The following is a 13,742-nucleotide window of genomic DNA, read 5'->3' as shown; positions in this document are numbered from 1 at the left end:
TGTGATTAGCGTCACGTCACAGTGCGACGATGCAGGTCACACGCTGCGTAATGATCGGATGATCACATACCGCGAAGAACGTGTGTCTCAGAGTTAACTCTGGTGGGTCCCCTACTCGGTGTAGGGGGTGAGACGAAGTGCTCACCTGGCCCGCAACGACGCGGGGCAGGACCCGATCTGGAACGAAGGAGGGTCCGTGGGGCTCCACAGGGCCTGGTACGCGCCGGTGTTCCCCGGCGTCTACCGGATGACCGAAGCGGGCTTCGGTCCCACCGCGCGCTGTACCAACCGCATCACCCCGCCGGTCGGCGCGGAGCGCCGCTCGGCTCCGCACGCCGTGCCGCGCTACTCGCAGCAGACCGCCGGGCCAGTTCTTCACGGGCTGCGCCAGGCATCGCCGCCCGCCTGCCCCCTGGCTGAGGGGGCACGGTGACCGATTCGTCCGAGCAGGAGCACGACGTGGCGCAGCCGGCCGAGTCGACCGAACTGCCTCTGGAGTTCGAGGCGTTCTTCGTGATGCACAAGGATGCGTTCTTGCGCATCGCGGCGGGGCGGCTGCGCAATCTCCATGACGCCGACGAAGCCCTCATGGACGCAGGCATCCAGATGTACCGCAAGTGGCCGCGTATCAAGGCCCATCCCAAACCCATCGCCCTCGCCTACACCATCCTCAGCGCGGCGATCACCGATTTCTACCGGCGCCGGGCCCGCCACGCCGACCGTGAAGTGCCCGTGCCGGGCCCGGCCTACACGACGTACGCCGACAAGCCCACCGTCGATGACCTACTCATGTTGCGCGGCTACGACCCGCTCGACCGTGCTCTGGCCAGCCTGGAGGAGAGTGCGCCGCTGCAGGCCCAGTGCGTCCAGCTGCGCTATCTCGCGGACAAGGACATCGATGAGATCGCCGCATACCTCAACATCACGAAAGGCGCTGTCAAAGGCAACATTCATCTCGGACGCAAGAAACTGCACGCTCTCATGGAGACCCCCGAACCGGGGAAAGGGGATTCCTGATGCTCGAAGAGACTCTGCGCGCCGAAGCGCAGGTCCTGCACGACATGCTCGGCACCCACGATACGAGTGACTTCATGCGCCGCCTCGCCGTCCGCATCACCCAGGACGCTGCCCGTCCTCCCAGGGTGAGGAGCAGTGCCTCCGATCCGGAGACTGCCGATCCGGAGGACGCGCCCGACGGCCCGGCGGCACCGCCGCCTTCCTTCAGCGCTCAGAACCAGCGGTTCACCCGTCCACGTATCCGCAGATCCCTGCGCAGACGCCCCACACCCATCGTCGTACCCGATCCCGCGGCTCACCCCGCGGCCGTACGCGACCATGTCCGGCGTCTGTGCGAGGACGTGCTGCGCTCCGACGACGTGCGTACGCTGCCGGCCTTCGACAGCGACTACGACGAGAGGGGCGCCCGCACGTTCGGGTGCTTGCTGTACATCATCGACCGTCACGAGGCCGCCCTGTACTGGTGGGGTTTCGCGGCCGGAGCCGACGACGCACTCGCCGCCCACCTGCTCGCAGCCCATCACGCCGCCGCGGGATCCTTGCCCGACGCCCGGCTGTGGCGGACCTTCGCCCGCATGCTCGGCTACACCGAACGGCACCTGCCGCGGCCGGTCCGTGCCCGTTCCCACACCAGGAAAATCACCCACCAGGCCCCGTGGGACAGCGAACTACGTGAGTTCATGACGTCCGATCAGCTGCCCGAAGGGCTCCTGGCCCGGTGAGCCGGCGAAGGCCGGCGCTGTCCTCACCGACGACGTCGGCCTTCGCCCAGGTGGATCGTCCAGCCCGAAGGCAACGGGACGGACTCCCTCACATTCTCCGGGGGCCCCACATGATCCAGCCTTGAGCAAAGACCCGAGCACGACACGACGCACCTCGGAGAAAGGAACATCTGCCATGTACGACAACCCTGCTCGCCGCGCCGAGCGCAAGAACTCCGCGCTCCTTCACCGCCTCCTGCGGTGGGGCCGTCAGCGGCACCGGGCCGCGCTCGGCCTCGTGCTGCGCGGGGCCTGTTGGGGCCTGGGCACCGGCGCGGTCAGCACCGCCGCGTACTGGGTGCAGAACCGCCTTTGACGTGCAGGGTTGTGGGTGCGCTCCCCATTGTGCAGGATGCTGCGGTGACTCCGAATTCCGCCATACGTCCGTACCGCTCCCAGGACCGGGATGCCCTTGCGGACATCTGCATCCGCACCGCGCACAACGGCGGGGACAGCCGGCCCGTCTATGCGGACCCTGAGATCTTTCCGGCGATCTTCGCGGTTCCGTACGTTCATCTGGAGCCGGAGCTGGCTTTTGTGCTGGACGACGGGCAGGGGCAGGCGGCCGGTTACATCCTCGGCACCGCGGACACTCCCCGCTTTGCCGAGGACTTCCGCTCGAAGTGGCTGCCTCTGGCGGCGGACCGCTATCCGGCGCCCAGCGGGCCGCCCGGCACTCCGGACGAGGGGATGATCCAGCTGCTGCACGACCCCGAGCGTATGGTCGTCCCGGAACTCGCCGCGTATCCGGCCCATCTGCACATCGACCTGCTCCCCGCGTGGCAGGGCCGCGGCCACGGGCGTGCGCTGATGCGGACGTTCCTGCAGGCCCTGCAGGACAGGGGGGTGCCGAGCGTGCACCTGGCCATGGTGACGGCCAATGTTTCGGCCAGGGCCTTCTACGACCGTCTGGGCTTCCACGAGATCGAGGTCCCGGACCCCGGCCCGGTCACCTATCTCGGGCGCACGACGAACGGGCGTCCGGAAGTCTGACGCGATCGGCTGCTCCGGGATCTCGGAGCCGGCTGGGACCAGGCGGTCCCGGGCGTTAGCCACGTTGACCAGCGAGGACTCCGGATGGAAAGAGACCTCGAAACGCAGGCCAAACTGGCGGCCACCGGACCGCAAGGCCGTCTCCTGGTCAGCGACGCTTCAGCGCCGCCGACCGGCCAGGAGCTGTTCGCAGCCGCAGGTGTCGACGCCCCTGCCACCCGGCGAGCTCGCGAGCTCAGTGCCAGTTCTCGGCCTCGTAGACGCACCAGAGTGCCGCCCGGCCTTCGTTCTTGGGCTTCCTCTCCGGCGCAGATGGGGTCATGACCAGATACCCGCACACGCTGCGCAGCCATGTGTCATGGGACGACGCGGTGCCCGCCGGCGCCTGCGGCGGATCGACGTGCGGTGCGCGGTGGGGCACCGGCCATTCCCGCACCACGTTGCCGTCGCTGAGGACGGCGCGCTCGCTGTCCAACGGATCGATGCGGTCCGCCTCGACCGGCGGGTAGGGCAGGTAGTCCATCATGCCCACGATGCCGCTGCTGGTCTCAGGGTGGCTGCGTCGTGGGGGGAGCATTCTGGACCGGCAGGTTGAACACATGGTCGGGGGTGACGATCCGCGTGATCGCCTGGCCGATGAGCGTGCTCGGCTCCACCTTGTCCTGCCGGATGTCCGTGTTGAGGAGCACGACCAGCGTCGCCCGCGCCTCGGGGAGGTAGACCGTCAGGGATTCGTAGCCGGGCAGGGAGCCGTTGTGGCCGATCCAGCCCTGGACGTTGAAGATGCCCAGACCGTATCCGGCGCCCGGGATACCGCTCGGGCCGGTCTTGAGGCGCTCTGCCTGCGTCTTGGGGGTCAGCAGCGTGCCGGTGGCGACCACACGCGCCCAGGTGCGCAGATCCTGCAGGTCGGAGATCATGGCCCCGGCGGCCCAGCCCCAGGAGGGATTCCAGTCCGTGGAGTCCTCGGTCTTTCCTGAGGCGGTCTGGGCGGTATAGCCGTGGGCGTGGGGGTTCGGGAACTCGGCGCCGGTCGGGAAGAGGGTGTGGCGCAGGCCCGCCGGCTCCACGACGTTCTTCTGGATGAACTCGTGCAGCGGAGCGCCGCCGGCCTTCTCCACGACGAGACCCAGCAGGATCAGATTGGTGTTGCAGTACTCGAACTTCTCACCGGGCTGGAAGTTCACCGGATGCTTGAAGGCGAAGTCGAGCAACTCCTGTGGCGTGAAGGGCCGATCGGGATCCGACGTCAGGGCCTTGAAGAAGTCCTCGTCCATGGAGTAGTTGAAGAGCCCGCTTCTCATGCCCGCCAGTTCACGCAGGGTGATCCGGTTTCCGTTGGGGACGCCGTCGACGTACTTCGCGATCGGGTCGTCCAGCCCCACCTTGCCCTGGTCGACGAGTTCGAGCAGGGCGGTGACGGTGAAGGTCTTGGTTTCGCTGCCGATCCGCATGTAGAGGCCGGGATCCATCGGGGTACGGGTGGCCTTGTCGGCGACTCCGAAGGCCCGGACGTAGTTTCCCTTGCCCGGCGCCGACAGTCCGACGATGACACCGGGCACTTCGGCCTCGCGCATGACCTGCTGGATCGCGGCGTCCAGGCGCTTGGTGACGGCGGGGCTGAGCTCTGGGAAGCCGGAGGGCGAGGGCGGGGGCGAGGGGGCGGTGGTGGCCGCGGTGGTGGCCGCGGTGGTGGCTGCGGCGAAGAGAGGCGGATCCGGGGCCGTCACCCCGTACGTGGCTCCCGCGGTCGCCGGTACGGCCAGTGTCCCGGCCGCGGCCACACCCACGCAGAGCCTGCGCCAACGAAGCTGTGAGTACCTCATGGCAGTCCTCCTGCCAGACGAGGACAAAACTCCTCCCTCAGGCTAGGCCCGCGTCCATGGCCTCGCACGCCGACACATGAGATCGTCCAGGGTGCAACTGTGTGACCACACAGGCCGGGACGGCAGACACCCCGCACGTGACAAGGGCGCTCGCTACCCTGCGGGCCAACTCAGCCCCCAGTCTCAGCTTTGTGATCGCGACGCGCCGGGGGATCACCGCTCCTCCTCCCTGTCGGCCCCGGTTCGCGCCTGTGTCTCTCCGAAATCAGCACGCGCCGCACGGACGAGTCGGCTTCTACCGCGTTCTACCGCGCCGTCCCCGCGCGCCAGGAACTCACCGGCCCCGAGGACTCCCGGACGGCCACATGGACGCCCATCTTCAGGTGCTGGACGGGGTGCTGGTTCCTGTTGAGGGCGAGGCGTACGGCGGCGCGGCCCAGTTCCTCGTGCGGAACGTGCACCGTGGTCAGTTCGGGGGTGAGGTCCAGGCTGAGGGGGATGTCGTCGTAGCCGACGACCGAGACGTCCTGCGGGACCCGGACCCCGGCTTCGCGCAGTGCCTTGAGCGCTCCGGCCGCGATCATGTCGGTGATGGCGAATACGGCCGTGAAGTCCTGCCCGCTCTCCAGGAGATCGCGGGTGGCCTGATAGCCGTACTCCCGGGTGTGGAAGCCCGGGACGACGAGTTCTGGACGGAAGGTCAGGCCCCGGCCGTCCAGCGCCCGGTGGTAGCCCTTGATCCGCTCCACGGCGGTGGAGTGGTCCCCGACGCCGAGCAGCGCGATCCGTTCATGGCCGAGTGAGAGCAGATAGCTGGTCATGGCGAAGGCGCCGCCCTCGTTGTCGTACTCCACGACGGTCTCGGGGATGTCCGGGCCGAGCGAGGGACGGCCGCAGAGCACCAGCCGGGAGCCCTCGCCGTCCAGCGCGTGGGCGAGCTTTACCATGCGCTCGGTGTACTCCGGGGTCTGTATGGCGCCGCCGACCAGGATCACCGCCTCGACCCGCTGCTCCCGCATGAGGTTGATGACCGCGAGTTCGCGGTCCGGGTCGTTGTGGGTGGTGCACACCAGGCACAGCCGGCCCTCCGCGGTGGCCTGCTGCTCCACACCGTCGGCGATGAGTGAGAAGAACGGTCCTTTGACGTCGCTGACGACGAAGGCGACCGTGTTGCTGTTCGTGCTGCGCAGGCCCCGGGCGCCGGCGTTCAGCACATAGTCGAGTTCCTGCGCGGCCCGCTGGACCCTGATGCGGGTGGCGGCGGCAACCGGGTACGTACCGCCGAGGACCCGGGAGACGGTGGCCGTGGACACCCCGGCCCTGGCCGCGACTTCTTTGACCGTGGCCCGCTTGTTCCCGTCGTCCGCGCTGCCTGCGGCGGGCCTTTTCATCGCGCTGCTCTCCCGTCTGTGAGGTGTCCCGTGAGGCGTCCTGATGACGTCCACCGCGGTGAGTAACCGCGGTATGTAACCACCGTAAGTATCCGACGCCGGGCCGGTAGTTGGTGAGGTCTTGGCGGACTCGTCCGAGGGGAGCCGTTGGCACGCGCGGGGCGCGGGGTCGGCTCAGGCCACGTGTGTGAGGTCGGTGCGCCGGACCTGGTGGCTGGGCGGCCGGCCGGCTGTGAGATGTTCGAGCTCCGCCACCACGGTTCCTCCCAGCCGCGCCAGCTCGTTGCCGACCGAGCCCGCGATGTGCGGGGTGAGGAAGACATTGGACAGGTGGTGCAGCGGGGAGTCTCCGGGCAGCGGTTCCGGCTCGGTGACGTCGAGTACCGCGCCGATACGCCCGGAGATCAGCTCCTCGGTGAGCGCGACGGGGTCGATCAGCGAGCCGCGTGAGGTGTTGATGAGGACCGCGCCGTCCGGGATCAGGGCGAGCCGCTCACGGTCCAGCATCCGGTAGGTGGCGGGGATCTCGGGTGCGTGCAGACTGACGATCTGGCTGGTGCGCAGCAGCTCGTCCAGCGGCAGCAGCCGGGCGCCGAGCGCGGCGGCCTCCGCCTCGTCGACGTACGGATCGTGCAGCGAGACCCGCAGATCGAAGGGGCGCAGCAGTTCGAGCACCCGGCGGCCCACGCGGGACGCGCCGATGATGCCGATCCTGCGGCCGTTGTTGCCCTGGTTGATCAGGTCGAGGACAGGGGGGTAGACGGGCTCGCGCTGGTAGCGCTCTCGCAGGGCGAAGACGTCCTTCCCGGCGAGAAGGATCACCGCGAGGGTGTACTCCGCGACCGGCAGGGCGTTGGCATGTACCGCACTGGAGACGATCAGTCCGCGCTCCCAGCATGCCTCGGTGACCAGACCCCGGATGCTGCCCGCGGCGTGCAGGACGGCGCGCAGCCTGGGTGCGGCATCGAGCACGCTCTCGTCGAGGCGGGGACAACCCCAACCGGTGATCAGGAACTCCGCCTCGGCGAGGGCCACGGCCGCGGCAGGACGGGTGAAGTCCTGGACAACCATCTCCGTATCGATGCGGACCAGTTGGACGATCCGGTCCAGCACGGGCGGCGGGAACAGCAGAGGCAGGTTCTCGGGGTTCATGGCGAACAGAGCCGCCGGACGGTCATGCATGTGTCTCCTGCGCCTCGGTCCCGAAGTGAGGTTGGGACAGGCTGGGTGATGGTCGTAGTAATCGAGTACTAAAGCTAGACCGGCCCTGACTGGTGGTCAACGGGAGAGGCGATCATGGCTCTATGTATTTACTTGAGTGCACACAGTAGTGATTGTGGGGGAATGTGCTGGTGGGCTCGGTGATCTCGTCATCCTGGGGGAGAATCTGCGGAAACAATTGGGTGCCGAACCCTTGCGTGGCTGCGGCCGTCGTCATACTTTCCTCCGCAATCGATTACTACCGCTTTCCAGGACCCCCTCGGTGGCTCCCCGACCAGCGAGGCCCCTGGAGAAGGCTCGACGACACCCATCCAGGTTCAGACGAGAAGTGGGTCCGGCATCGTGACCACCACCAGCGGCGGCCTCCGCGCTTCCACAGGCTCGGGGTTCCTCCCCAAACCCGGCGAGCAGGGGGCACCCCACGCCGCCACCCTGCGTGGCCTGAAGGGCATCGGCTTCGCCGCCTTTCTTCCTCGGGTTCGTCCTCACCTTCATCCTGCCGCTGGGCTACGCCCTGTGGGAAAGCCTCTTCCGCACCCGTAACTCCGGTCTGGGCATCGGCGGCCAGACGGTCGAGTTCGCCGGTCTTGACAACTTCACCCGTGGACTCGCCGACGAGGCGTTCTGGGCAGGGGTGCTGCGCGTCATCATCTTCGCCTGCGTCCAGGTACCGGTGATGCTCGCCTGCTCCGTGGCGATGGCCCTGCTGCTCGACAGCATCGCCCGCCGCACCGCGAATCGCTTCCGACTCGCCTTCCTGGTGCCGTACATGATCCCCGGGGTGGTCGCGGTGCTGATGTGGCTGTACCTCTACAGCCCGCGCCTGGGACCCCTGCGCGACATGGTCGGGGCCTTCGGCATCGAGGTGAACTTCTTCTCCTCCAGCATGCTCTGGCTCTCCATCGGCAATCTGCTGACCTGGTCCCAGATGGGCTTCAACATGCTCATCGTCTACGGCGCCCTGCAGGCCGTCCCGCGTGAGATCTTCGACGCCGCCCGCGTGGACGGGGCATCCGAGCTCCGTATCGCCCGCTCCATCAAGGTGCCCTATGTGCGCGGTGCGCTGATCTTCACCGGGATGCTCTCCATCATCGGCACCCTGCAGATCTTCAACGAGCCCCTGCTGTTCCGGCAGGCCGCGCCGGAGACGGTCACCAAGGACTACACCCCGATTCTGATGATCTACAACCAGGCCTTCGACAGCAACGACTACAACTACGCCGCCGCCCTGTCCGTACTGCTTGCCGTGGTCGCGGGCATCGCCTCGTTCGTCTTCTACAAGCCTGTCCCGCTTCGACTTTCCCGGCCGCCGCTTCGGCATGGCGCTCGTCGTGGGTTCCTTCCTGCTTCCGGGCGCTCTGCTGACCCTGCCGATGTATCTGCTGTTCACGAAGATCGGTCTGGTCGACACCGCCTGGGCGGTGCTCATCCCCACCGTCATCAGCCCGTTCTCCGTCTATCTCGCCAAGATCTACATCGACGGGGCGGTCCCCGAGGAACTGTTGGAGGCCGCCCGCATCGACGGCGCCGGTGAAGTGCGCATCTTCTTCACCATCGTGATGCGTCTGATGACCACCGGAGCGGCCACCGTCTTCCTCCTGGCCTTCGTTCACAGCTGGAACGGCTTCTTCCTGCCGCTGACCATGCTGCAGGGCGAGGACAAGTGGACGCTCAGCGTCGGCCTGTACGCGTGGAACGCGATGCGTACCAGCGCCGAGGTCGACCTCACCGCTCTGGTTCTCACCGGGGCTCTGCTCTCCGTCATCCCGCTCGCCATCTTCATGATCGCCATGCAGCGCTACTGGAAATCCGGTGTCACGCTCGGCGCCCTCAAATAGCCGCTGTCCCCACACCGCTGAAGGGAACGCTACGCGCATGCCGCGAACCGCCTCCCCGTTGCCGACGCTCGCTCAGATAGCCAGGGTGGCAGGGGTCTCCGTGCCGACGGCCTTCAGAGTGGTCAACAGGCGGGAGAACGTCGCACCTGCCACCCGCGTCCGGGTGGAGGAGGCCATGCGGCGCACGGGCTACGTACGTCCACCGCGTGCCGCCCCGGCGACGACGCCCCAACTGGTCGATGTGGTGGTGCACAGCCTCGACAGCCCCTGGGCCGGCAAGGTGCTGCGCGGTGCCGAGGCGGTGGCGGCGGAGAGAGGGCTGGGCATTGTCGTATCCGGCCGGCTCGACGGGGACGGGCGGCCACCCGACGGATGGCTGGAGCGGGCTCGCGCCCGGGCCACCGCCGGAGTGCTGTTCGCTCTCGCCGAACTCACCGCCACCCAGTACCTCTGGCTGGCGCGGCACGAGATCCCGTACGTGGTGGTCGACCCGGTCGTGGAGCCGCCGGACGGCGCGCCGGCGGTGAGCGCCGCCAACCTTGCCGGGGGCCGGAGCGCCACCGAGCACCTGCTGGCCCTTGGCCACCGGCGGATCGCGGTGATCGGCGGCCACCGCCACACCCTGTGCGGTGGTGCCCGGATCGACGGCTACCGGTCGGCGCTCGCCACCGCCGGGGTGCGGATCCGCCCCGCCTACGTGCGGTTCGCGGACGTTGACGCGGCGCGCGCCCAGCAGCTGACGCGCCAGCTGCTGGATCTGCCGGGGCCTCCCACCGCGATCTTCGCCTGCTCCGACGAGATGGCCATGGCTGTCCTGCGTGGAGCGGCCGCGAGTGGACTGCGGATTCCGCAGGAGCTCAGCGTGGTCGGGTTCGGCGACATCCCCGGGGCCCGCTGGACCTCTCCCGGACTGACCACGGTCAGGCAGCCGATTGCCGAGATGGCCGCCGGAGGCATGCGCATGCTCGTGAGCATGATGTACGGGGAGCCGCTGGAGGCCGTCCGTACCCAGTTGCCCACCCGGCTGATGGTGCGGGCCAGCACCGCACCGTGCGCCGGGGTCTCGGGTGCGGTCATCTGATCAAGTCCCGCGCGGACGTGTGAGGTGATCCGCGGTGAGGGGGATCGCGTCCGTACAGGAGACGTGGCCGAAGGACACGACCTTGGCCAGGGCCCACCACTGACCGGCGGGAGCCGTGTCCATGGCCGTGGTCACGGTGGAGTCCAGTGCGGCCGTGCCACCGGGCGCGACGGTGAAACCGCGCAGGCGCGGCGGGATCCACGGCTGCCCGAGGCGGTACGCCGCCCCGCTACGGCGAGCAGCACTCCGCCTTCGAAGCGGTCCTCTGCCTTCGCTACTTCACCGGGCGTACGGTCTGCACGGTTTCGGCCCGGTCGCCGACGGCCGGCTGCTGAGCCGTTCGATGGGTGCGGTAAGAGTCCGCGAGGCCCGGGCCGACGGCCTGGCCGCCAAACACGTCACCGACGGCACGAGCCTGTGGCTCACTGTCGCCGTGGAACGCCTGGCTTCGGCGCCGTATCTGCTCGCCGGAATGCCGTACGTCGCTCAGGACGGCGACCCCGAACCGCCCGGCCCGCACATCTTCGCCGTACGCTAGGGCGGCCCGGCCGGTCGCCCTTTCGCTGCGGCGACCGAGGCGGACGCGACCGGGATCACGATCCGCGCGGACGAGTTCAGCGCCCTGATCGGTCGTCCTGGCACAACTGGCCTACGCGCAGTCCGCGCGCGCCTGACGCACACACGGTCCCTTCCTGCGGCCCAACGATGAAAAACCGTTGAGGTACGGCCTAGGGCCGGCCCGTGAACAGCGGCCTGTGGGGCGGCTTCGCCGCCCCACAGGCCGTTTTGCGCTGCTAGCCTCCGGCTTGGGAACCGGTTGCCGCACACGTTGCCGCGCTTCCCGAGGAGTGGGCACTTCCGGGCGGCGGACGAGTCGCGGCCGGGGTGGATAAAAGGGGCGAACCATGACGAGGGAGACCAGCGGTGACATCGGTGGCCGGAGCACGATCCGGGACGTGGCGGCCCGGGCGGGGGTATCCGCGTCGACCGTGTCGCGTGTGCTCGGCGGCGAGTATTCGGTGAGCACGTCGACACGGACGCGGGTGATGCGGGCCGTGCGCGAACTGGACTATGTCGCCGACGCCCGCGCCAAGGCGGTCGCGGGTGTCGGTACGCCGACGCTCGCGTTCGTCCTCGACGACATCACCGGCCCGTCCTTCACGCACATGGCGCACGGCGTCGAGCGCGAGGCGACCCGGCTCGGTCACCTGTGCCTCGTGTGCAGCACGGAAGGGGACGCCGAACACCAGCTGGCGTTCATCGAGATGATGCGTGCCCAGCGTGCCGCCGCCGTGATTCTGGTGGGTGGCGGCACGGACACCGCCGAGTACCGCGAGAGCCTCGTCCGTATCGCCGACTCCCTGGCGTCCGCCGGATCGCGGCTCGTGCTGTGCGGGCGGCCACCGCTTGCTCCCGGTACGCCGGTGACGGTCATCGAGTACGACAACGAGAGCGGGGCACACACACTCTGCTCCCACCTGCTCGCCCAGGGCCACCGGCGTGTCCTCTTCCTCGGGGGCAGACCGGAGAACACCACGGCCCAGGGTCGCGAGCAGGGCTATCTGTCCGCCCACAGCGCACGTTCCGGAGATCTGCCCCGTCTTCGTGTCGACCTCAAGGCCCTTCGGCAGCCCGACGGCGCCGAACGACGTCGGCAGCGCGGTCGCGGTGACGGGGTGGTTGAAGATCTGGCGCGCGGTGGCCGTGGCCTCGCCGGCGCTGGTGACCGCCGGGGTCTGGGTGGAGGCCGCCGTGGCGGCGTCCAGGAAGCGGAGGTCCTTCACGTGCTCGTTGACGAACATCGGCACCTGGTCCTGGGTCAGGAACCAGCGGGGCTTCTCCTTCATGTTGTCGGAGCCTGCGTGGCGTGCTGCCTGCTGCCCGCCGCCGCGCTCACGCCGGCCGCACTTGCCGGTGCGACCTGGTGGGTTTCCCGCCGCCGTACCTCCTGCGGCTGCGGCTGCGGCTGCGGCTGCGAGGCGACGGCCGACCCGCTTCAGGTCACCGGCACGGGCCGCCACTAGGCTGATTGATCGTGACCGTCCTGCGCTCCATCGCCCTGTTCGCCATCGCCGCCGTGTTCGAGATCGGCGGCGCATGGCTGGTGTGGCAGGGCATCAGGGAGCACAAGGGCTGGATCTGGATCGGCGCGGGCGTCATCGCACTGGGCCTGTACGGCTTCGTCGCCACCTTCCAGCCCTCTGCCGACTTCGGGCGCGTCCTGGCCGCGTACGGCGGAATCTTCGTCGCCGGTTCGATCGCTTGGGGCATGGTCGCCGACGGCTACCGCCCGGACCGTTTCGACGTCATCGGCGCTCTGGTGTGCCTGGCCGGAATGGCCGTCATCATGTACGCCCCCCGCAGCCACTGACCGCTGTAGGCGGGGCAGACGGTGACCGGGGTCTTGCCCGGCTCCGCGGTCTCGCCGTCGAAGGCGAAGGAGATCTTGTCGTCGGAAAGGGCGCGGTTCTGCATGACGTGCGAGGCGCACAGGGTGGAGCGGCGGTGGACGACGGTGACTGTACGGGCGAAGCGGGTGAGGAAGGCGGCCTCCTCGATGGCGGTGTCGCCGCCGCCGACGACCACGATGTCGCGGTCGCGGAAGAAGAACCCGTCGCAGGTGGCGCACCAGGAGTGGTGAGCGAGCCGCCGACGAAGATGTTGCTGCCGAACAGCAGAGGCCTCAGTTGGGCGCGGGCACGCTCACGCGGTCTTCTCCGGGGCGATCTCTTCGATCAGGCCCTCCACGAGCCTCTTGATCTCGTCGCGGATGGGCCGTACGGACTCGACGCCCTGACCGGCCGGGTCCTCCAGTGTCCAGTCCAGGTACCGCTTGCCGGGGAAGACCGGGCAGGTGTCGCCGCAGCCCATCGTGATGCAGACGTCGGACTCCTTGACGGCGTCGACCGTGAGCATCTTCGGGGTCTCGGCGGAGATGTCGATGCCGACCTCGCGCATGGCCTCGACGGCGGCGGGGTTCACCGCGTCACCGGGGTTGGAGCCGGCGGAGCGGACCTCGACGCGGTCTCCGGCCAGGTGGGTCAGCCAGGCGGCGGCCATCTGGGAACGGCCGGCGTTGTGGACACAGACGAAGAGCACAGAGGGCTTCTCGGACATCAGGCGGTCTCTCTTGTCTCACGACGAAATCAGGCGCAAGTGACATCAGCACCCGATGGTGTCAGCAGCCACTGATGTGACAGTATCAGCCCATGATGACGTCAGTCGACACTGAACTGATCCGGGTACTGGCCGATCCGCTCAGGCTCCAGATCGTGACCCTGCTCGCCCACGAGACGCTCTGTACCACGCACCTGGTCGAGGAGACCGGCGCCAAGCAGACCAACCTCTCCAACCACCTGCGCGTGCTGCGCGAGGCCGGGGTGGTGGAGACGGAGCCGTGCGGGCGTTTCACGTACTACAAGCTCCGGCCCGACGTCATCGAGGCCATGGCGAGCTCCTTCACCGAGCTCGCCACCACCGCCCGTGCCACCGCTGAGGGCGGCGCCAAGCGCGCCTGCCCCTAGGGCGTGTTTGAGAAGTCCCTCCCCCTGGACTTCGTCCGGTGGGGGTCCCCTGGGGGCACCTCCCGTGCGAAGCCACGGGGGAGAAGCCAG

The 13,742-nt window shown here is 68.6% G+C and carries 14 protein-coding genes and 4 pseudogenes; 12 read left to right on the top strand and 6 right to left on the bottom strand.

Annotated features, from left to right (window positions below; translation table 11 throughout):
- Positions 1-196: 196 nt before the first annotated feature.
- The 5 genes from ACIHCQ_RS38195 (at position 197) to ACIHCQ_RS38175 (ending at position 2,771) form a co-directional block, all read left to right on the top strand.
- Positions 197-433: a hypothetical protein gene (locus ACIHCQ_RS38195; RefSeq protein WP_399673077.1), complete on the top strand. Its 237-nt coding sequence runs from the start codon at positions 197-199 to the stop codon at positions 431-433.
- On the top strand, positions 430-1,017 hold the full coding sequence (locus ACIHCQ_RS38190; protein ID WP_399673074.1) for an RNA polymerase sigma factor: 588 nt from the start codon (positions 430-432) through the stop codon (positions 1,015-1,017). Before ACIHCQ_RS38195 ends, ACIHCQ_RS38190 begins: the two co-directional genes overlap by 4 nt.
- Complete coding sequence (locus ACIHCQ_RS38185; RefSeq protein WP_399673072.1) at positions 1,017-1,739, top strand: hypothetical protein; 723 nt, start codon at positions 1,017-1,019, stop codon at positions 1,737-1,739. Before ACIHCQ_RS38190 ends, ACIHCQ_RS38185 begins: the two co-directional genes overlap by 1 nt.
- A 175-nt stretch (positions 1,740-1,914) precedes the next feature.
- On the top strand, positions 1,915-2,094 hold the full coding sequence (locus ACIHCQ_RS38180) for a hypothetical protein (RefSeq protein ID WP_399673070.1): 180 nt from the start codon (positions 1,915-1,917) through the stop codon (positions 2,092-2,094).
- Positions 2,095-2,138: 44 nt separating this feature from the next.
- Positions 2,139-2,771 (top strand): GNAT family N-acetyltransferase, encoded by a 633-nt coding sequence (locus tag ACIHCQ_RS38175; protein ID WP_399673067.1) that lies wholly within the window; start codon positions 2,139-2,141, stop codon positions 2,769-2,771.
- A gap of 235 nt (positions 2,772-3,006) precedes the next feature.
- Here ACIHCQ_RS38175 and ACIHCQ_RS38170 read toward each other — a convergent pair whose 3' ends face one another.
- The 4 genes from ACIHCQ_RS38170 to ACIHCQ_RS38155 form a co-directional block, all read right to left on the bottom strand.
- A complete protein-coding gene (locus ACIHCQ_RS38170) occupies positions 3,007-3,294 on the bottom strand; it encodes a hypothetical protein (protein ID WP_399673064.1) in 288 nt (95 codons plus the stop codon).
- A gap of 25 nt (positions 3,295-3,319) precedes the next feature.
- Positions 3,320-4,597: a serine hydrolase domain-containing protein gene (locus tag ACIHCQ_RS38165; RefSeq protein WP_399673062.1), complete on the bottom strand. Its 1,278-nt coding sequence runs from the start codon at positions 4,595-4,597 to the stop codon at positions 3,320-3,322.
- A gap of 305 nt (positions 4,598-4,902) precedes the next feature.
- On the bottom strand, positions 4,903-5,988 hold the full coding sequence (locus ACIHCQ_RS38160) for a LacI family DNA-binding transcriptional regulator (protein WP_399673059.1): 1,086 nt from the start codon (positions 5,986-5,988) through the stop codon (positions 4,903-4,905).
- A gap of 174 nt (positions 5,989-6,162) precedes the next feature.
- A complete protein-coding gene (locus ACIHCQ_RS38155) occupies positions 6,163-7,170 on the bottom strand; it encodes a hydroxyacid dehydrogenase (protein ID WP_399673056.1) in 1,008 nt (335 codons plus the stop codon).
- A 715-nt stretch (positions 7,171-7,885) separates the two neighbouring features.
- On the opposite strand from ACIHCQ_RS38155, the pseudogene ACIHCQ_RS38150 reads away from it, so the two are divergent.
- From ACIHCQ_RS38150 to ACIHCQ_RS38125, 6 genes and pseudogenes are all read left to right on the top strand, one after another.
- Positions 7,886-8,473, top strand: a pseudogene (locus ACIHCQ_RS38150) (carbohydrate ABC transporter permease); the annotation flags it as partial.
- A 19-nt stretch (positions 8,474-8,492) separates the two neighbouring features.
- A pseudogene (locus tag ACIHCQ_RS38145) lies at positions 8,493-9,047 on the top strand (carbohydrate ABC transporter permease); the annotation flags it as partial.
- A gap of 37 nt (positions 9,048-9,084) precedes the next feature.
- Positions 9,085-10,128 (top strand): LacI family DNA-binding transcriptional regulator, encoded by a 1,044-nt coding sequence (locus ACIHCQ_RS38140; RefSeq protein WP_399673054.1) that lies wholly within the window; start codon positions 9,085-9,087, stop codon positions 10,126-10,128.
- Positions 10,129-10,393: 265 nt separating this feature from the next.
- Positions 10,394-10,627 (top strand): annotated as a pseudogene (locus tag ACIHCQ_RS38135) (hypothetical protein); the annotation flags it as partial.
- 406 nt (positions 10,628-11,033) lie between these two features.
- Positions 11,034-12,152, top strand: a complete 1,119-nt coding sequence (locus ACIHCQ_RS38130) for a LacI family DNA-binding transcriptional regulator (RefSeq protein WP_399673052.1) — start codon at positions 11,034-11,036, stop codon at positions 12,150-12,152.
- 11 nt (positions 12,153-12,163) lie between these two features.
- Positions 12,164-12,499, top strand: a complete 336-nt coding sequence (locus tag ACIHCQ_RS38125) for a YnfA family protein (protein ID WP_399673049.1) — start codon at positions 12,164-12,166, stop codon at positions 12,497-12,499.
- Between the two features lie 41 nt (positions 12,500-12,540).
- On the opposite strand, the pseudogene ACIHCQ_RS38120 reads toward ACIHCQ_RS38125, so the two are convergent.
- Both ACIHCQ_RS38120 and ACIHCQ_RS38115 read right to left on the bottom strand, forming a co-directional pair.
- Positions 12,541-12,762: pseudogene (locus ACIHCQ_RS38120) on the bottom strand (NAD(P)/FAD-dependent oxidoreductase); the annotation flags it as partial.
- A gap of 69 nt (positions 12,763-12,831) precedes the next feature.
- Positions 12,832-13,245: an arsenate reductase ArsC gene (locus ACIHCQ_RS38115; RefSeq protein ID WP_399673047.1), complete on the bottom strand. Its 414-nt coding sequence runs from the start codon at positions 13,243-13,245 to the stop codon at positions 12,832-12,834.
- A gap of 92 nt (positions 13,246-13,337) precedes the next feature.
- Here ACIHCQ_RS38115 and ACIHCQ_RS38110 point away from each other — a divergent pair, with 92 nt between their 5' ends.
- Positions 13,338-13,652: an ArsR/SmtB family transcription factor gene (locus ACIHCQ_RS38110; protein WP_399673045.1), complete on the top strand. Its 315-nt coding sequence runs from the start codon at positions 13,338-13,340 to the stop codon at positions 13,650-13,652.
- Positions 13,653-13,742 lie beyond the last annotated feature (90 nt).

Source organism: Streptomyces sp. NPDC052236 (genome assembly GCF_044548015.1).
Lineage (GTDB): Bacteria > Actinomycetota > Actinomycetes > Streptomycetales > Streptomycetaceae > Streptomyces.
The sequence above is the reverse complement of the archived record's forward strand: the minus strand, read 5'-3'. Positions and strand labels throughout refer to the sequence as shown.